The sequence below is a fragment of the Crossiella sp. NPDC003009 genome (assembly GCF_053591555.1).
The window spans coordinates 80,130-97,707 of the sequence record NZ_JBSFUA010000030.1; the positions used below are offsets into that span (position 1 = coordinate 80,130).

Annotated in this window: 21 protein-coding genes; 15 read left to right on the forward strand and 6 right to left on the reverse strand. The window is 71.2% G+C overall.

The genetic code is table 11. The annotated features are described in order from the left end of the window. Window positions 1-183: 183 nt before the first annotated feature. Window positions 184-1,299 carry a tyrosine-type recombinase/integrase gene (locus ACWDY5_RS27140; RefSeq protein ID WP_449724983.1) on the forward strand — a complete coding sequence of 372 codons (1,116 nt, stop codon included), beginning with the start codon at window positions 184-186 and terminating at the stop codon, window positions 1,297-1,299. Between the two features lie 232 nt (window positions 1,300-1,531). Continuing rightward, a complete protein-coding gene (locus tag ACWDY5_RS27145) occupies window positions 1,532-2,278 on the forward strand; it encodes a FliA/WhiG family RNA polymerase sigma factor (RefSeq protein ID WP_449725007.1) in 747 nt (248 codons plus the stop codon). 323 nt (window positions 2,279-2,601) lie between these two features. On the opposite strand, the gene ACWDY5_RS27150 is transcribed toward ACWDY5_RS27145, so the two are convergent. After that, a complete protein-coding gene (locus ACWDY5_RS27150) occupies window positions 2,602-4,050 on the reverse strand; it encodes a peptidoglycan DD-metalloendopeptidase family protein (RefSeq protein ID WP_449725008.1) in 1,449 nt (482 codons plus the stop codon). Between the two features lie 52 nt (window positions 4,051-4,102). Between ACWDY5_RS27150 and rpsB the strand changes: the two genes are divergently transcribed. The 5 genes from rpsB to ACWDY5_RS27175 all read left to right on the forward strand — a co-directional run bounded on the left by rpsB (window position 4,103) and on the right by ACWDY5_RS27175 (window position 8,263). After that, a complete protein-coding gene (gene rpsB / locus ACWDY5_RS27155; RefSeq protein WP_252486123.1) occupies window positions 4,103-4,939 on the forward strand; it encodes a 30S ribosomal protein S2 in 837 nt (278 codons plus the stop codon). A 98-nt stretch (window positions 4,940-5,037) separates the two neighbouring features. Further along, window positions 5,038-5,853, forward strand: a complete 816-nt coding sequence (gene tsf, locus ACWDY5_RS27160) for a translation elongation factor Ts (RefSeq protein WP_283661024.1) — start codon at window positions 5,038-5,040, stop codon at window positions 5,851-5,853. 132 nt (window positions 5,854-5,985) lie between these two features. Then, window positions 5,986-6,726 (forward strand): UMP kinase, encoded by a 741-nt coding sequence (gene pyrH, locus ACWDY5_RS27165; RefSeq protein ID WP_252486169.1) that lies wholly within the window; start codon window positions 5,986-5,988, stop codon window positions 6,724-6,726. Window positions 6,727-6,798: 72 nt separating this feature from the next. Then, the gene (gene frr / locus ACWDY5_RS27170) at window positions 6,799-7,356 is read left to right on the forward strand and encodes a ribosome recycling factor (protein WP_449724984.1); all 558 of its coding nucleotides are present in this window, start codon (window positions 6,799-6,801) and stop codon (window positions 7,354-7,356) included. A 124-nt stretch (window positions 7,357-7,480) separates the two neighbouring features. Continuing rightward, window positions 7,481-8,263, forward strand: a complete 783-nt coding sequence (locus tag ACWDY5_RS27175) for a phosphatidate cytidylyltransferase (RefSeq protein ID WP_449725009.1) — start codon at window positions 7,481-7,483, stop codon at window positions 8,261-8,263. Here ACWDY5_RS27175 and ACWDY5_RS27180 read toward each other — a convergent pair. Continuing rightward, window positions 8,260-9,078, reverse strand: a complete 819-nt coding sequence (locus ACWDY5_RS27180; protein ID WP_449724985.1) for a VOC family protein — start codon at window positions 9,076-9,078, stop codon at window positions 8,260-8,262. The two genes, ACWDY5_RS27175 and ACWDY5_RS27180, sit on opposite strands and share 4 nt — an antisense overlap. A 104-nt stretch (window positions 9,079-9,182) precedes the next feature. On the opposite strand from ACWDY5_RS27180, the gene ACWDY5_RS27185 reads away from it, so the two are divergent. The 8 genes from ACWDY5_RS27185 (at window position 9,183) to ACWDY5_RS27220 (ending at window position 14,444) form a co-directional block, all read left to right on the forward strand. Next, window positions 9,183-9,908: a class I SAM-dependent methyltransferase gene (locus ACWDY5_RS27185; RefSeq protein WP_449724986.1), complete on the forward strand. Its 726-nt coding sequence runs from the start codon at window positions 9,183-9,185 to the stop codon at window positions 9,906-9,908. An 18-nt stretch (window positions 9,909-9,926) separates the two neighbouring features. Beyond that, entirely contained in the window at window positions 9,927-11,015 is a 1,089-nt protein-coding gene (locus tag ACWDY5_RS27190; protein ID WP_449724987.1) for a threonine aldolase family protein, read from the forward strand. Between the two features lie 36 nt (window positions 11,016-11,051). Beyond that, window positions 11,052-12,158 (forward strand): 23S rRNA (adenine(2503)-C(2))-methyltransferase RlmN, encoded by a 1,107-nt coding sequence (gene rlmN, locus ACWDY5_RS27195; protein WP_252486129.1) that lies wholly within the window; start codon window positions 11,052-11,054, stop codon window positions 12,156-12,158. A gap of 65 nt (window positions 12,159-12,223) precedes the next feature. Next, window positions 12,224-12,469, forward strand: a complete 246-nt coding sequence (locus ACWDY5_RS27200; protein ID WP_449724988.1) for a FitA-like ribbon-helix-helix domain-containing protein — start codon at window positions 12,224-12,226, stop codon at window positions 12,467-12,469. Then, the gene (locus ACWDY5_RS27205; protein WP_449724989.1) at window positions 12,466-12,897 is read left to right on the forward strand and encodes a PIN domain-containing protein; all 432 of its coding nucleotides are present in this window, start codon (window positions 12,466-12,468) and stop codon (window positions 12,895-12,897) included. The genes ACWDY5_RS27200 and ACWDY5_RS27205 overlap by 4 nt, the downstream gene beginning before the upstream one ends. Window positions 12,898-12,945: 48 nt before the next feature. Beyond that, on the forward strand, window positions 12,946-13,404 hold the full coding sequence (locus ACWDY5_RS27210) for a hypothetical protein (RefSeq protein WP_449724990.1): 459 nt from the start codon (window positions 12,946-12,948) through the stop codon (window positions 13,402-13,404). 4 nt (window positions 13,405-13,408) lie between these two features. Further along, complete coding sequence (locus tag ACWDY5_RS27215) at window positions 13,409-13,966, forward strand: hypothetical protein (protein WP_449724991.1); 558 nt, start codon at window positions 13,409-13,411, stop codon at window positions 13,964-13,966. Window position 13,967: 1 nt separating this feature from the next. Then, window positions 13,968-14,444 (forward strand): hypothetical protein, encoded by a 477-nt coding sequence (locus ACWDY5_RS27220; RefSeq protein WP_449724992.1) that lies wholly within the window; start codon window positions 13,968-13,970, stop codon window positions 14,442-14,444. On the opposite strand, the gene ACWDY5_RS27225 is transcribed toward ACWDY5_RS27220, so the two are convergent. Genes ACWDY5_RS27225 through ACWDY5_RS27240 form a run of 4 tightly spaced genes read right to left on the reverse strand, consistent with a single transcriptional unit; the run spans window position 14,425 to window position 17,458 of the window. After that, entirely contained in the window at window positions 14,425-15,135 is a 711-nt protein-coding gene (locus tag ACWDY5_RS27225; protein ID WP_449724993.1) for a PP2C family protein-serine/threonine phosphatase, read from the reverse strand. The genes ACWDY5_RS27220 and ACWDY5_RS27225 overlap by 20 nt on opposite strands. Beyond that, window positions 15,132-15,785 carry a response regulator transcription factor gene (locus ACWDY5_RS27230; RefSeq protein ID WP_449724994.1) on the reverse strand — a complete coding sequence of 218 codons (654 nt, stop codon included), beginning with the start codon at window positions 15,783-15,785 and terminating at the stop codon, window positions 15,132-15,134. The genes ACWDY5_RS27225 and ACWDY5_RS27230 overlap by 4 nt, the downstream gene beginning before the upstream one ends. Before the next feature lie 33 nt (window positions 15,786-15,818). Beyond that, window positions 15,819-16,502, reverse strand: a complete 684-nt coding sequence (locus ACWDY5_RS27235) for a helix-turn-helix transcriptional regulator (protein ID WP_449724995.1) — start codon at window positions 16,500-16,502, stop codon at window positions 15,819-15,821. Then, on the reverse strand, window positions 16,499-17,458 hold the full coding sequence (locus ACWDY5_RS27240) for a type VII secretion protein EccE (protein WP_449724996.1): 960 nt from the start codon (window positions 17,456-17,458) through the stop codon (window positions 16,499-16,501). Before ACWDY5_RS27240 ends, ACWDY5_RS27235 begins: the two co-directional genes overlap by 4 nt. Between the last annotated feature and the right edge of the window lie 120 nt (window positions 17,459-17,578).

The following is a 17,578-nucleotide window of genomic DNA, read 5'->3' on the forward strand; positions in this document are numbered from 1 at the left end:
GCAACTGTTGGGCGGCACCACTTGACCTTGTCCGTCCGACCGCGCAGCGTGTGAGGTCGAGGCCGCCGCCCGCCAGGCGTGCCACGAGGGAGGAATGGCATGCCGACCCCGCGAGGGGACCGCCGTCGGGCCACCACAACGGCGTCCGCGCGTGCCCAGCTCCCCGCCCTGCTGGCGAGGTCCGTGGCCGAGTTCGAACGCCACCTGACCCTGGAGCGCGACGTCTCTCCGCATACGGCCCGCGCCTACCTGAGCGACGTGGTCTCCCTGCTGACCCACTTCACCCACGGCCCCACGACCTCCGCCGCAGCACCGGCCAGTCCACCCGCCGCGACGGTGACCGCCGCCGCCCTTGGCGCTGAGGGCGACACCGCTGCCGACGCCATCGCCGCCGCCGCTGCCGATGCCAGTGGCGGTGCCGATGCTGCTGGCGACGGCGACGGCGGTGCTAGTGGGCACGCCGGTGCCGGTGCCGGTGCCAGCACCAGTGCGGGTGCGGGTCCGGGAGACGGTGGCGGCGACGCGCCGGATCTGCGCGCCCTGGATCTTGACGAGCTGCGTGCCTGGCTTGCGGACCAGCGGGCCGGCGGGGCCAGTCGGACCACGCTCGCCCGCCGTGCCGCCGCCGCCCGGACGTTCACCGGATGGGCGGCCAAGGCGGGTTACCTGGACAACGATCCGGGGCCTCGGCTGGCCTCCGCGCGGCCGCATCGGCACCTGCCGACGGTGCTTCGCGCTGATCAAGCCACCGCCGCGATGGAGGCTTCGGCGTCCGGGGCTGCGGAGGGTGATCCGGTCGCTCTGCGTGATCACGCGATCGTGGAACTCCTGTACGCCACTGGAGTTAGGGTGGCGGAACTCTGTGGGTTGGACGTGGGCGATATTGATCACGCACGGCGTGTCGCACTGGTCATGGGCAAGGGTGGCAAGCAGCGTTCTGTCCCGTACGGAGTGCCCGCGGACCGGGCGATTCGTGCCTGGTTGGAGCGCGGTCGGCCGCAACTTGTCTGTGCCGCTTCACATGCGGCGTTGTTCCTCGGCGCGCGCGGTGGCAGGCTCGATCCCAGAGTGGTGAGGAGGGTGGTGCACGACATGGTCGGTTCCGTGCCGGGCGCCGCCCCGATTGGGCCGCACGGGTTGCGTCATTCCGCGGCGACCCATCTCCTGGAAGGCGGAGCCGACCTCCGCAGCGTTCAGGAACTGCTCGGTCACGCTACGCTCGCAACGACTCAGCTCTACACCCACGTCACCGTCGAACGGCTGAAGGCGATACATGACCGAACCCACCCCCGTTCCTGACGATGCCGGGGGAGGTTTCCGCACAGCGACCGTGTCAACGGCGTCCTCCCCGCAGGCCCGCTCCGCCCACCTCGGACGGGCTCGTCGTCACGGCGTTGACGACAGCACGGCGCCCAGGCAGGGGCGCGGTGCCGGTACCTCCGGCGGACACGGCCACCCGCCCGAGCCGGAGGCCGCTGAGCAGGCCGCCCCGCTTGGCGAACAGCGCAGCGCCGACGATGTCGAGGCCGGCATCGTCGCGTTGTGGCGCGCCTACGGCGTGGCCCGCGAGCAGTCGCTCCGGGACCGCCTGGTGCTCCACTACGCGCCGCTGGTCAAGTACGTCGCCGGTCGGGTCGGCACGGGTCTGCCGTCCTACGTCGACGTCGCCGACCTGGTGCAGTCCGGGGTGTTCGGGCTGGTCGACGCGATCGAGAAGTTCGAGCCGGAACGCGGGCTGAAGTTCGAGACCTACGCCATGCAGCGCATCCGCGGCGCGATCCTGGACGACCTGCGCGCCCAGGACTGGGTGCCCCGCTCGGTGCGCAGCCGTGCCAGGGACGTCGAACGTGCCCTGGAACGCCTCGAAGCACGGCTCCAGCGCACCGCTACCGACCTGGAACTGGCCGACGAGCTCGGCGTCACCAGCGACGAGCTCCGCGACCTGTTCGCCCAGCTCCAGCTGACCAGCGTGGTCGCACTGGACGAGCTGATCGCCGCGGGCCGGGGCACCGCCTCACTGGCCGAGACCCTGCCCGACGACCGCGCCGAGGACCCGGTCGCCGCCCTGGTCGACCAGGACGGTCGTCGCCAGCTGGCCGACGCGATCGCCCAGCTCTCCGAACGCGACCGAGTCGTGGTCACGCTCTACTACTTCGAGAACCTGACCCTCGCCGAGATCGGTCGCGTCCTGGGCGTCACCGAGTCCCGCGTCTGCCAGCTGCACACCCGAGCTGTGCTGCGCCTGCGGACCAAGATGGCGGAGCAGGCCGAGGCCTGACGGACCTGACGCGGTGACCGCGCCGCGATCAGGTCCGAGCACCGTGCGCCGGGCACCGGTTGTGGGCTGGCCCAGCCCGGATCGGTGGGTGGGGGTTCGGTGGTGCCTGGAGTTGTCTGGGTAGATGGCTTGGTTGGCCTCCTTTGGTTGTGCTGGCTTGGAGCCTCGCCTGGCTGGAGTCTCCGGGAGCGAGCTGCGGGCTGAGAGCGGAGACGCTGGCGGCTAGTTGCCGCTGGGGCAACAGCTTTTCGCCGGGATTGGCGTCGGTGTCGGCTAGCCGTCGACGGGTGGTCGGGGTCAGGAATGGGGCTGGGACTCGAGTTTCAGCTTTTGGCGGTGCGGCCGAGGCCGGAGTTGGGCTTGCCCGGGACCGGAGTTGGCCGGGCACTGGGCTGTGATTGGGCTTGCCGGCAGCTGGTGATGGTCAGGCTGGGTGGGGACGCAGCGGGGGTTGGGGCGGGCGTTGGTTGGCGTGTCTGGGCTGTCTCCAGGTGACCATTTGCCTGCTTGGCAAGGGTGATCCCAATGGGTGATTTTGGGAGATTGATCGGATTGGGCCGGGCAGGGCCGCCGGGGATTGGTTGGGCGGACGGGATTGAGGTTGGGCGGCCGCGGCCGCGGGGGGAGGGGGCCGGGCTGGGCCGGGTTGGGCCGGGTTGGGCCGGGTTGGGCTGGGCTGGGCTGGGATTGGGTTGAGCTGGGCTGGGATTGGGTTGAGCTGGGCCGGATCGGGTTGGGGTTGGGTGAGTGCTGGGGTTGAGGGCCGGGTGGCGTGGGTGTGCGCGGTGGTTCGGGTGGGTGGTGCGGTGGGCGTGGGGCGGGTTGGTGGGGGAGTTGGAAGTTGGGGTTGGGCGGGGCAGGGGGAGGAGGCGGAGGGTGGGGCGGGTCAGGAGGTGGAGGGGGTTCAGGTAGGTGTGGTGGCGGCGTAGGCCCCAGTGCAGGCAGGCGGGGGCTGGGCAGCCGGGGTGGCCTGGGGTGAGGTGGCCGAGGGGAGTTGCGGTGGGGATGTGCTGGCCTTTGCGGACCTGGGGTGTCAGGGGTTCGTAGGTGGTGTGCAGGCCGTTGGGGTGGTGGAGGGTGACCACGCCCCGGCCGGCTACCGGGCCGGCGAAGGTGACCACGCCGGTGGCGGCGGCGAGGACCGGGGTGCCTGGTGGGGCGCCCAGGTCTATGCCGCGGTGGCCGGGGCCGTAGCGGTGCTGCGGCGGGGTGAACCGCCGCAGCACCGGCGGCCGACCGGGGAGCGGCCAGGTCCACCTCGTGCTGGCGGGAGACAGCGAGGGTGGGGTGGCGCTGCGGACCGCGGTCGGGTCTGCCCCGGCCACCGCGCAACCGGCCAGGGCCGCCGTCAGCAGGGCGAGGGCCATCGCCGCTATGACGGGGTGCACCACGAGGGCCGTCCTGACGGGGGCGGGGGTTGGCGTCAGGGCGGGGGTGGTGACTGGCGGGGTGGGGGTGGAGTGGGGCATGGGGTTCAGCGTGGTGGGGGCGGGGGTGGGGAGCCAGGGCGTGGGAGGGCGGCTGTGGATAGGTGGGGGATTGTGGATAGGTCGCGATCTTGGGCAGGGGGGATTCGGAGTTGGGGTGGGTGTGGGCGTATGCTTTGAGCGCGGCCCGTCTGTGTGCGGGTTGACTTCGCGTGTCAGCGCAGGTCTCACCAGATGAGACGCGTGGCCCGGTGGTCCTGGATCTTCCGCAGGTGGGAAGGCCCGGGTTCGGGCGGCGGCCCTGACACCAGGGCGAGGGACCGCCCGGTTCCTTGCGACAACCATCCCGCGTGCGGGTTTATCCAGCACGCCTGAGAACACGAGGTGTCATCCGGCTATGGCCGTCGTCACCATGAGGCAGCTGCTCGACAGCGGCGTGCACTTCGGGCACCAGACTCGTCGCTGGAACCCGAAGATGAAGCGCTACATCTTCACCGAGCGCAACGGTATCTACATCATCGACCTTCAGCAGACGCTGACCTACATCGACCGGGCCTACGAGTTCGTCAAGGAGACGGTCGCCCACGGCGGCACCATCCTGTTCGTCGGCACGAAGAAGCAGGCGCAGGAGGCCATCGCCTCCCAGGCCCTGCGGGTCGGCATGCCCTTCGTCAACCAGCGCTGGCTGGGCGGCATGCTCACGAACTTCTCCACCGTGCACAAGCGTCTTCAGCGCCTCAAGGAGCTGGAGTCGATGGAGCAGACCGGTGGCTTCCAGGGTCTCACCAAGAAAGAGATCCTGATGCTCACCCGTGAGAAGGACAAGCTGGAGAAGACCCTCGGCGGTATCCGCGACATGGCCAAGGTGCCGAGCGCGGTGTGGATCGTGGACACCAAGAAGGAGCACATCGCCGTCGGCGAGGCCCGCAAGCTGGGCATCCCGGTCGTGGCGATCCTGGACACGAACTGCGACCCCGACGAGGTCGACTTCCCGATCCCGGGCAACGACGACGCGATCCGGTCGGCCGCGCTGCTGACCAAGGTCGTCGCCGAAGCCGCGGCCGCCGGCCTGATGGCCCGTTCCGGCCAGGGCAAGGCTGCCGAGGGCGAGGACAAGCCCGGCACCGCTGAGGAGCCGCTGGCCGAGTGGGAGCAGGAGCTGCTGGTCAACGCGGGCGCTCCGGCGACCGCGGGCGCTCCCGCCGCCGCCGAGGGCGAAGCCGCCCAGTCCTGATCAACGACCTCCGCCCGGCCCACGCGCCGGGCGGAGGTTCGTCAGGCTCCTCAACCCCACGCTCCCGTTGCGTACCGAAGAAGGACGGACGACGCACGATGTCGAACTACACCGCGGCTGATGTGAAGCGGCTCCGCGAGCTGACCGCCGCCGGCATGATGGACTGCAAGAAGGCGCTCGAAGAGGCCAACGGCGACTTCGACAAGGCGGTCGAGATCCTGCGCATCAAGGGCGCCAAGGATGTCGGCAAGCGCGCCGAGCGCACCACCGCCAACGGCCTGGTCGCCGTCGCCGGCGGGGTCATGGTCGAGCTGAACTGCGAGACCGACTTCGTCGCCAAGAACAGCGACTTCCAGGCGCTGGCCGACAAGATCGTGGCCGTCGCCCAGGAGGGCAAGATCGGCGATGTCGCCGAGCTGAAGTCCGCGAAGCTGGACGAGGGCACCGTCGAGGACGCCGTGCTCGGCCTCTCCGCGCGCATCGGCGAGAAGCTGGAGCTGCGCCGGGTCGTCTCCTTCGACGGCAACGTCGCGGTCTACCTGCACAAGCGCGCCTCCGACCTGCCGCCGGCCGTCGGCGTGCTGGTGGAGTACACCGGCGCCAACGAGGACGCCGCCCGCGGCGCCGCGATGCAGATCGCCGCGATGAAGCCGCGCTACGTCACCCGTGACGAGGTGCCCGCCGAGATCGTCGCCAACGAGCGCCGGATCGCCGAGGAGACCGCGCGTGAGGAGGGCAAGCCCGAGGCTGCCCTTTCCAAGATCGTCGAGGGCCGCCTGAACGGGTTCTTCAAGGACTCCGTGCTGCTGGAGCAGGCCTCCGTGCAGGACTCCAAGAAGACCGTCAAGGCCGTGCTCGAGGCCGAGGGCGTCACCGTGACCGGCTTCGCCCGGTTCGAGGTGGGCCAGGCCTGAGCGGCCTGCCCCGATGAACACCATCTGGTCCGAACGAGGACCATGAGGCTGTGCCCCGCCTTCACCTGTGAGGGCGGGGCACAGTTTCGCAAGCAAGGGCCGCCCATGGCCTGACGAGGAGGACGGTTGACCGTGACCGCGGACGGCGCAGCACACACCGGCTACCGCAGGGTGTTGCTCAAGCTCGGTGGGGAGATGTTCGGCGGCGGCGAGGTCGGCGTCGACCCGGATGTGGTGCAGGCGGTCGCCCGGCAGATCGCCGACGTGGTCGCCACCGGCGCCCAGATCGGCGTGGTCATCGGCGGTGGAAACTTCTTCCGCGGCGCTGAACTGCAACAACGCGGTATGGATCGTTCTCGGGCCGACTACATGGGCATGCTCGGCACGGTGATGAACTGCCTCGCGCTGCAGGACTTCCTGGAGCGCCAGCACGGCATCGACACCCGGGTGCAGACCGCGATCACCATGGGGCAGGTCGCCGAGGCGTACATCCCCCGGCGGGCGATGCGGCACCTGGAGAAGGGCCGCGTGGTCATCTTCGGCGGCGGCGCGGGCATGCCGTACTTCTCCACCGACACCACCGCGGCCCAGCGCGCGCTGGAGATCGGCTGCGAGGTCGTGCTGATGGCCAAGGCCGTGGACGGCGTCTACACCGCCGACCCGAAGCTGGACCCCGAGGCGCAGCGGTTCGAGCACATCACGCACAGCGAGGTCCTGCGCCGCGGCCTGAAGGTGGCCGACGCGACAGCCTTCAGCCTGTGCATGGACAACAACATGCCGATCATCGTGTTCAACCTGCTGGTCGAGGGCAACATCGCGCGCGCGGTGCGCGGTGAGAAGATCGGCACACTGGTCAGCACCCCTGCCGGCTGAACACCTCCCCAGCCGTGCTGGGATGGTGGCACAGCTACCAGTGGAGTCGGCCAACGAGACTTAGGAGCAGCCGTGATCGACGAGACCCTCCTCGATGCCGAGGAGAAGATGGAAAAAGCGGTGGCTGTGGCGAAGGAGGATCTGGCCGCGGTGCGGACCGGCAGGGCCACTCCGGCCGCCTTCTCCCGCATCGCTGTCGACTACTACGGCGCCTTCACCCCGATCAACCAGCTCGCCTCGGTGACCGTGCCGGAGGCGCGGATGGCGGTCATCAAGCCCTATGACCTGAGCCAGCTGAACGCGCTGGAGAAGGCGATCCGGGACTCCGACCTCGGCGTGAACCCGACCAACGACGGCAGCATCATCCGGGTGATCTTCCCGCAGCTCTCCGAGGAGCGCCGCCGGGAGATGGTGAAGGTCGCCAAGAGCAAGGGCGAGGACGCCAAGGTCTCCATCCGCAACATCCGCCGCAAGTCCAAGGACGAGCTCGACCGCATCAGCAAGGACGGCGAGGCGGGCGAGGACGACGTGGCGCGTGCGGAGAAGGAACTGCAGACACTGACCGACAAGTACGTCGGCCAGGTCGACGTGCTGGTCAAGCACAAAGAGACCGAACTTCTCGAGGTCTGATCGGGTGTCGACCGGCGATCGTGAGGATGCGCCCGGAGCGTCGTCGGACGTTCCGGGCGCTGCTTCGTCAGCTTCTTCCGACGCCGGGCGGCCGTCGAAGGCGGGCCGCAACCTCGGTGCCGCCATCACCGTCGGCGTGCTGCTGGGTGCGGCGATCCTGGTGGCCCTGCTGACGATCAAGGAACTGTTCGTCGGCGTGGTCGCGCTGGCCGTGCTCGGCGCGACCTGGGAGCTGTCCGGGGCGCTGCGCAGGGGCGCGGGCATCGAGGTGGCCCGCTGGCCGGTGCTCATCGGCGGGCAGGCCATGGTGTGGCTGTCCTGGCCGTTCGAGCGCAACGGGCTGCTGTCGGCCTTCGTGGTGACCGTGCTGCTGATCCTGGTGTGGCGCTTCCGCGGCGGCATCAACGGCTACCTGCGCGATGTCGCCGCCTCGGTGTTCACCACCGCCTACGTGCCGATGTTCGCCGCCTTCGCCGCGATGCTGGTGGTGCCGGAGGACGGCGCGGGCCGGGTGCTGTGCTTCCTGATCGGCGTGGTCTGCTCGGACACCGGCGGCTACGCGGCCGGGGTGTTCCTCGGCAAGCATCCGATGGCGCCCTCGATCAGCCCGAAGAAGTCCTGGGAGGGCTTCGCCGGGTCGATGCTGGCCGGGGTGGTCTCCGGCGCGCTCAGCCTGCCGCTGCTGCTGGGCGGCGCCTGGTGGCAGGGCGTCCTGTTCGGCGCGGCCCTGGTGATCACCTCGACCGTGGGTGACCTGATGGAGTCGGTGATCAAGCGCGATCTGGGGCTGAAGGACATGGGCACGCTGCTGCCCGGCCACGGCGGCCTGATGGACCGGATGGACTCCCTGCTGCCCTCGGCCGTCGTGTCCTGGCTGCTGCTGCGAGCCTTCGTACCCGCGCTCTAATCGTCGTAGGGATCATCCACCGCGCTGCGCGGTTCGCTGCGCCGCGAGGTGTCGACCACGGTGAACGTGCCGCCGGTCGGGTCCTCCAGGATGGCCAGCCTGCCGAAGGGCGAGTCGAACGGCTCGTAGCTGATCTTGCCGCCCAGTTCGGCCGCGCGGAGGGCGAGCGCGTCCGTGCCGACGGCCGGGTCCACGCCGAAGTAGACCATCCAGTGCGGGGGCACCTCGTGCGGGAACTGCGCGCCCATCCGCATCCGGCCCACCAGCGGCTCGCCGTTGCGTAACCAGGTGGTGTAGTCGAAGGCGGCGCCGTCGCCGATCTGCTCCTGCCGGAAGTCGAACAGCCCGGCGAAGAAGGCGTCCGCGCGCTGCCCGTCCCTGGTGTTCAGCTCGGCCCAGCTCAGCGCGCCCGGCCTGCCGGTGGCGAAGTGCCAGCCGAGGTCGGTCTCCCAGAACCCGAGCACGCCGCCGGTTGGGTCCTTGGCCACCACCAGGTAGCCCATGTCCGGCACGTGCACGGGGCCGGAGAGCACCGCGCCGCCTGCTGCCTCGATGTACTTGGCCGCGACCTCGGAGTTGGTGACGTGCAGGTACAGCGTCCAGCCGAGGAAACGGGCCTGGTCGTGCTGGGCCAGGTAGACCGCGCCGACCGGTTCGCCGTCCAGGCGGGCCATGCTGTAGCCGTTGACCTCGGGCTCGAACTGCCAGCCGAACAGGCCCGCGTAGAAGCGCTTGCAGGTCTCGGGGTCGCTGCTGGCGACATCCACCCAGCACGGGTGGCCGCCGGAGGGATCCAGCGGAGCAGGGGTGTGCATGCGGGTGCTCCTTCATCGGGTGGGGACGGCCGACGGGCGTGAAACTACGCTCGGCTGCCGACAATTCCTGTGATGAATGGGGAGCAGTTGGGAAACTGTTGGGCGTGAGTTCGACCGCGGAGAACGCAGGCGTGGTGCCCAGCCCCAACATCTGGCACTGGCCGGATGTGTACGAGACGGAGAACCGGGCGCAGGACACCGCGGGCGCGATCTGGCGGACCCTGCGCGCGGAGTGCGACTGGACCGGGCTGGACGTGGTCGACGTGGGCTGCGGCGACGGCTTCCACCTGCCGGTCTTCGCCGAACTGGCGCGTTCGGTGCTCGGCGTCGAACCGCACCCGCCGCTGGTCGAAAGGGCGGTCAGACGGGTGGCCGGACTGGCCAACGTGAACGTCCTGGCGGGCTCGGCGCAGCGCATCCCGCTGCCGGACCGCTCAGTCGACCTGGTGCACGCGCGCACCGCCTACTTCTTCGGCCCCGGCTGCGAACCGGGCATCGCCGAGGCCCTGCGGGTGCTGCGGCCCGGCGGCGCGCTGGCCGTGGTGGACCTGGACGGCAGCCGGCCGCCCTACGGCAAGTGGCTCCGGGCTGACGTGCCCGGATACCACCCGCGCCGGATCGAGAAGTTCTTCACCCGGCTGGGGTTCTCACTTCACCGGATCGAGACCCTGTGGCGGTTCACCGACCGGGAAAGCCTGGTGAAGGTGCTCTCGATCGAGTTCTCCGCGAAGGTCGCCGCGCGCGCGATCGCGGACACCGCGGGGCTGACCATTCCGGTCGGTTACCGGCTGCACGTGCTCCGGAAATCCAGCGGCCTGCTGCTGCCCTGAGCCCCTACTGTGCCCGGCATGCCAGCTGACGCCCCGCCGCTCCGGTCGCTGTCCCTGCACGCCCCGCACCGGGGCCTGCCCGAGCTGGTGCTCGGCCGGATGGCGGCACAGCTCTCGCCGGGCGAGGGGCCCTACGACGCGGTGCCCAGGCTGGAACGACGGGTCGCCGAGCTGCTGGGCAAGCCGGCCGCGGCGCTGTTCCCGACCGGCACGATGGCCCAGCAGGTCGCGATGCGCCTGCACGCCGACGCGCGCGGCCGCCGGGGCGTGGCCTTCCACCCGTACTGCCACCTGGACGAGGCCGAGCAGCAGGGCTACACGGTGGTGCACGGGCTGCATGCGGTGCGGGTCGGCGAGCGGGAGCGGCTGCTCACCCTGGCCGAGCTGCGGGAGGTCGAGGAATCGCCGGCCGCGCTGCTGCTGGAGCTGCCGCAGCGCAGCATCGGCGGACAGCTGCCGGAGTGGGACGAGCTGGTGGCGCAGACCGAGTGGGCGAAGGAGCGGGGCGCGGCCACGCACCTGGACGGCGCGCGGCTGTACCTGGCCCAGCCGTACTACCAGCGGCCGCTGGCCGAGATCGCCGGGCTGTTCGACTCGGTCTACGTCTCGGCCACCAAGGGTCTGGGCGGGGTCGCGGACGCGGTGCTGGCCGGCAGCGAGGAGCTGATCCGGCACGCGCGGGTCTGGCGGCACCGGCTCGGTGGCGCGGCCGAGGTGGCCTGGCCCTCGGCGCTGGCCGCGGAGTGGACGATGGACACCTGGCTGCCCAGGGTGCCGGAGTACCTGGCCACCGCGCGGGAGCTGGTCAGCGGGCTGCGCGGGGCCGAGGGCATCGAGGTGCTCTGCGATCCGCCGCAGACTCCGCTGTTCCACCTGCACCTGGCGGCCAGCCCGGAGTCGGTGCTGGTGGCGGCGCGGCGGCTGAGCGAGGAGCGCGGCGTGTACTTGCCGCGCTACGCCGGGGCGATGCCCTCGCCGCGGATGTCCGCGATCGAGATCACCGTGGGCGCGCAGTTCGACGACGTGCCGGTGGCCGAGGCAGTGGCGCTGCTCACCGAGCTGGTGGCGCGGGCGAGGGAGCTCGACCGGGGCTGTGGACAGAGGTAAGGAGCACTCCGCGGGACGTGGGACACTGGGTGGGCCATGACTTCGTTGCCCCTCGTGTTCGACGCCCCCAAACGCGGCCTGCCGCCGCGGCACCTCGCCGACCTCTCGGCCGAGCAGCGCCGCGCCGCGGTCACCGAGCTCGGTGAGAAGCCGTTCCGCGCGAACCAGCTGTCCAACCACTACTTCGCCAGGCTCACCGCGGACCCGGCCGAGATGACCGACATCCCGGCGGCCAGCAGGGACCGGCTGGCGGGCGAGCTGATGCCGCCGCTGTTCACCGAGCTGCGGAAGGTCACCTGCGACGAGGGCACCACCCGCAAGACGCTGCTGCGCGCGCACGACGGCACGCTGATCGAGAGCGTGCTGATGCGCTACCCGGACCGGGCGACGCTGTGCATCTCCAGCCAGGCGGGCTGCGGCATGGCCTGCCCGTTCTGCGCCACCGGTCAGGGCGGGCTGCAGCGCAACCTGTCCACCGCGGAGATCGTGGAACAGGTGCGGCTGGGCGCGGTGGCGATGCGCGACGGCGAGCTGCCGGGCGGGCCGGGGCGGCTGTCCAACATCGTGTTCATGGGTATGGGCGAGCCGCTGGCCAACTACAAGCGGGTGATCGAGGCGGTGCACCGCATCTGCGATCCGGCGCCCGCGGGGCTGGGCATCTCGCAGCGGTCGGTGACGGTGTCGACGGTCGGGCTGGTGCCGGCGATCCGGAAGATGACCGAGGAGAAGCTGTCGGTGCGGCTGGCGGTGTCGCTGCACACGCCGGATGACGAGCTGCGGGACACGCTGGTGCCGGTGAACACCCGGTGGAAGGTCGCCGAGGTGCTGGAGGCCGCGCGGGGTTACGCGGACCGGACCGGGCGGCGGGTGTCCATCGAGTACGCGCTGATCAGGGACATCAACGACCAGGGGTGGCGGGCGGATCTGCTGGGGCGGCTGCTGCGGGACAACCTCGGGCAGTTCGCGCACGTCAACCTGATCCCGTTGAACCCGACGCCGGGCAGCAAGTGGGATGCCTCGCCGAAGCCGGTGGAGCGGGAGTTCGTGCGCCGGGTGGAGGCGCAGGGGGTGCCGTGCACGGTGCGGGACACGCGTGGGCAGGAGATCGCGGCGGCCTGTGGGCAGCTGGCGGCTGAGGGCTGAGTTGTAGGCGGGCGGGTTGGTTTCGGTGCTAGCATTGACAGCAATGACAGCATCGGAGGTGGGTCATGGCGGTCCTGACGATCCGCGACTTCGACGAGAGTCTGAAGGCGAAGTTGCGGATCCGTGCGGCTGAGCACGGTCGATCCATGGAAGCCGAGGTACGCGCGATCCTCGCGGCGGTGTTGACCAAGTCTGAGTCCGGCCCTGGGATGGGGTCGAGGATCAGGCAGCGCTTCAGTGACGTCGAGGACGTCGTGTTCGAACCTCCACAGCGCACGGAGCAGGCACGAGCAGCGGAGTTCCTTGAGTGATCGTCCTTGACACCAACGTCGTTTCCGAGCTGATGAGGCGAGCTCCGAACGACGAGGTGGTGCGCTGGGTGGATCGGTACCCGGCCGAGGAAGTCTTCGTCACCGCGGTGACGGCGGCCGAACTCGCCTACGGGGTCGAGCGAATGCCGGACGGCCAGCGCAGGACCGCGCTCGCGGTCAAGGTTTCCGAACTCCTGACCGAGGACCTCCAGGGGCAGATTCTGCCGTTCGACGGTGTGGCGGCCGTGTACTACGGCGAAATCGCGGCAGCACACGAGAAACAGGGTGCCCCGATCAGCATGGCGGATGCACAGATCGCCGCGATCTGCCGTCGTTTCGCGGCCTGCTTGGTCACTCGTAACACCAAGGATTTCGCGGATACCGGCATCACCGTGCTCAATCCGTGGGGCGATGCCGATGAGGCGTAGACGGTAGAAAGCGGCTCGCGTGTCGTTGTGGTGCAGTACTTTGCCGCGGTGACGCTCAGGAAGGTCGATGATGGCTGGACCGGGGACGACCTCGACGATCTGATCGCCTACTTCGGCGTCGATCCGGATGAGTTCCAGGCACACCAGGTGGTGGCGGCGCGCTGCGCCCGGTGCGCAGGCCGGGTCTTCGTGCTGGAGACCGCCGAGTCGTCCACCTGTGTGCGGCGCACCTGCGTCGACTGCGACTCGACCGTGTTCATGCTGGACGCGGCGGAGTACTGGCCGACCGCCGATGAGGAGGTCGAGGCCAGGTACTTCGTCGAGTGCTCGTGTGACGAGGACCGGTTCGAGGTTGCGGTGGGCTTCACCTTCTACGAGGACACCCCGGACTCGGACATCCGGTGGGTGAGCATCGCGGTCCGGTGCATTGCCGATGGTTCGCTCGGATACTGCGCGAGTTGGAAGATCGGCTACGGGCCTTCGCACCATCTGGTCGAGGCGGTCTGATCGCATGCGGGAGTTCCAGGCGTTCGGTTTCGAGCCCGGCTACCGGGTGGCGGTTGATCCTGAGTTCCCGGCTGACGGGGACTGGGGTTGTCCGGTGTTCGGCTATGACCGGGATGGCCGTGTTGCCGGGGAGTTCGTGGCGCGGTGGGGCAGTCCGCTGACCGTGCGCGTCACTTCGGCCGGGGTGGAATGGGTGGGCCGGTTTCCGGCCTCGGCGGTTGGCGGGGTGGACGGGGTGTTCGCCTGCCCGGCGGCCGGGCAGCTGTGCGTTGTGGTGGCCGGGCTGGCGCAGGTGGTCGAGGTCGGCGCGCCGGGGGCCGGGGCGGTGCTGGTGCGGGACCAGGTGGCTCAGGTCGTGCCGGTGCTGGGGATGCCGCTGTTGCTGCTGGTCAGCTGGACCGACCTGGTGGCGATCGGGCCGGAAGGTGTTGCCTGGGAGTCCGCGCGGCTGGCGCTGGACGGGTTGCGGGTGCTGGACGCCGGCGATGAGGGCATCCGGTGCGTGGACGACTTGGCGGAGATCGTCGTGGTGGACCCGGTCACCGGCGAGACGAGGGGTTGAGGTGTACGAGCTGACCGGTGTGCTCGGTCGCGCGGAGCTGCTGCGGGACCGGGTGGCCGGACTGCCGCAGGCGGTGGTGGTCGGGCTGAGCCAGGAGCTAGGGCTGGTTCTCGTGGGCGCGGAGCTGTTCCGGGAGCTGACCGGAGCGCGGCGGGTGGACTTCGCCGAGCTGCCCGCGGCCTTCGCCGCACTGCTCGCGGAGTGGTCCCGGACCGGGCCCATCGCCTTTGTGGAGGCGGACTTCTTCGACGGTGATGGGTACCAGGGCGCCTCGGTGTGGCGGGACGGCCTACTGGAGTGGGGGCCGGTGGTCGCCGAGACCTGCGGGGCGGCGCGGCCGGACTGGCCGATCAACGCGGCGCTGGCCCGGCTCGGCGCGGTGAGCGATGGCCGGGACCTGTTCAGCTCGGTGGGGCTCGGCGCGGAGCGGGATGTGGCCGACTGGCTGGCGCGTGGCCTCAGGCACCGGTCGCGGTGATCACGATGGCGGTGGCGTTGTCGTTGCCGCCCGCGGCCTCGGCGGCCAAGAGCAGTTCGCGCACCATCGCCGCGGGGGTCTGCCCGCTGCCCAGGATGGCCAGGAGTTGTTGGTACGGAACCTGTTCGGCGATGCCGTCGGTGCACAGCAGGAAGGTGTCGCCCGGTCGAGGGGTGATCTTCATCAGGTCCGGCTCGGGGTGTGCGGGGTGGCCGAGGTAGCGGGTCAGCTGGTAGCGGGCTGAGGCGGCCTGCCGGGAGTCGAACGGGTACCAGCCGTGCACCGCGCCCAGCCAGGCCATGGTGTGGTCGACGGTGAGCAGCTCCAGCAGGCCGGCGCGCAGCCGGTACAGCCGGGAGTCGCCGAGCTGAGCGAGCCAGAACCCCTCCGGCGTCTCGGCCAGCGCGGTGAGCGTGCAGCCGGCCAGGCCGCCGATCTCCCGGCCGAACTCACTGATCCGCTGGTGCGCGAGCGCCACCGCGGTGCCGAGCGCGGCCGGATCGGCGCGGCCGTGCTCGGCCACCAGGTCCACCGCGGTCTGGGCGGCCATCGTGCTGCCCGGCCCGTCGCCCATCCCGTCGGCGACCACGGCCAGCAGCGGGTCCAGGCTCAGGTGCGCGCGGTCGAAGTTCGACCGGTAGCGGTTGCCGGTCTCGCTGCCCGTGGCGGCGGTGAGGACGAGGGTGGTCATCGGAGGAAGTATCCGGTGCCCTTCACCGTGTGCAGCAGCGGCGGGGGGCCGAGCTTGCGGCGGAGCTGGGCGATCACCACGTCCAGCACGTTGGAGGCGGGCGCGACCAGCTCGTCCCAGGCCGCGGCGATCAGCTCGGCGCGGCTGACCGTGCCGCCACCGGCCAGCAGCAGGCGGTGCAGCACCGCGAACTCCTTGCCGGTCAGCTCCAGCCGGGTGCCCGCGCGGCGGATCTCGTGCCGGGCCGGGTCCAGTTCCAGGTCGTCGTGGCGCAGCACCGGGGCCGGGGCCAGGCCGGTGCGGCGGCACAGGCTGCGCACCCGGACTACCAGCTCGATCATCGCGAACGGTTTGACCAGGTAGTCATCGCCGCTGGCCAGGCCGTCGATGCGGTCGGCGACGCTGTCCCGGCCGGTCAGGAACAGCACCGGCACCGGCCAGCCGGCCGCACGCCGGGCCGTGACGTAGCTGAGGGAGTCACCGGCGGGCAGCATGCGGTCGAAGACCGCGCAGTCATAGGCGTTGACGCTGAGCGCTTCGTCGGCCGCCGGCAGGTCGGTGGCGGCGTCGACGGCGAAACCCGCGCCGCGCAAGGAAACCTCGACGGCTACCCGCAGGTTCTCGTCATCCTCGGTGACCAGTACCCGCACAGTGGCCGACAGTAGCCGATCGGCCGGGCCGGTTCAGCCGACTCGGTCCAACAGCCAGCCCCGGTCCGCGGCCTTGGCGCCGGCCTGGAACCGGCTGCGCGCGCCGAGCCGGTTCATGATGTCGGAGACCATCCGCCGGACCGTGCGCACCGAGATCCGCATCCGGGCCGCGGCGGACTCGTCGGTGCAGCCGTCGAAGAGCAGGGTGAGCAGCTCGCGTTCGCGCATGGTCAGCTCGGCGGGCTCCGGCAGTTCCGAGGCGATCAGCGGCACCGCCGCCGGCCACACCCGCTCGAACAGCTCGGTGGTGGTCCGCACCACCCCGGCCAGCCGGAACATGGCCACCCGGCCCGGGTAGCCGTCGGCATGGTCCGCGGGCAGCACGGCGACCTCGCCGTCGATGACAAAGGCGTCCATCGGCACTTCCGGCAGTGTGCGCACCTCCGCCCCGGCCAGCGCCAGCGCGCTGAGCTGCAGCGAGGCGCCGGGGGTGGTGCGGGTCCGGTCGGGCACCAGCACCCGGTAGCGCACGCCGCGGCGCAGGTTGTCGTGGTCGAGCTTGCGGAAGGTGGCCAGCTGGCGCGGGAACGCGGTGTTGCCGCGGCGGGCGATGAGCACCTCGCGGCCGGCGGTGGCGAGCTGGGTGTCCACCCCGGTGGCCACGGGGGTGCGGTCGGCCGGGCGCAGCAGGGAGAGCACGGGGGTCTGGGTGTTCACAGCGGGTTGCCTCCGATCGGCATGGTCGCGGCGAGGGCGCGGGCGTGCTGCCCGTCGAGTCGTTCCAGACGCACGCCGAAGCGTTCGCCCAGGTAGGTCAGGTCGGTGGCGGCCGCGTCGACCACGGCGCCGGTGGTCGCGGCGATCCGGAGCACCGCGGCAGGCTCCCGGTCCTCGCCGGTGGTGACGGCCACGGTGATCGCCACGCCAGGCGCGGCGGCCAGCAGCCGTTGCAGCAGCGGACCACGGTCCACTGTGGACAGTTGGGCGTACCCGGCGAGCCGGAAACCGGCCTGGGTCACCGCGCCCGCCCGCCAGAACCGCCAGTCCTCGCGGGTCTCACCGCGGCCGGACCCGGTGTGGGTCAGCGCGGGCAGCACCGCGCGCAGGTCCTCCTCGGCGAGGGCGTCGGCAGGCAGTCCGGCGCGGGTGAGGCGGCGCAGCACCCGGCGCACGGTGTTGGCCAGCGCGGTGGTCAGGTCCTCGTCCCGGAAGACGTCCGGATCGCGCAGCGCCCGCACCGCCAGCCAGGTGCGCGGCGGCCGGTCCCTGGCCGGTCCGGTGTGCAGCACCAGCCGGGCGCCGAACTCGGGCATCGCCGGATCGGGGTCGGGCAGCAGCGCGTCCGCGGCCGCGGCCCGCAGGAACTCGTGGTCAGCCGCGCGCGGGCGCAGCACCACGACCAGCTCGTCCGGGTGGCTGAGCAGGCCGGCCGCGACCCCGCCGATGGTGGCGGTGCGGATCCGGCTGGCCGGAGCGAGCAGGTCGAGCAGGGTGGCCGGGTCGTGTTCGGTGGCGCCGAGGTCGTGGGCGCGGCGGCGGAGCAGGTGGCGGAGGCGGGTGGCCAGCAGCGTGGTCAGCCAGCGGCCGCGGACCCGGATCGCGGTGCAGGCGAGCAGGGCGGCGCCGACGCCGAGCGCGGTGGCCAGCGGCCAGGGGCGGCCGATGGCGAGCACGGCAGTGAGGGCGGCGAGCTGCCAGCAGAGGATGCGGAGGGCGGGGATGGCGGCGCGGCGGGGCGCGGGCGCCGGGGGAGCTGGGGGTGGTGGCGTGGGGCCGGTTTGGCGGGGCGTGGC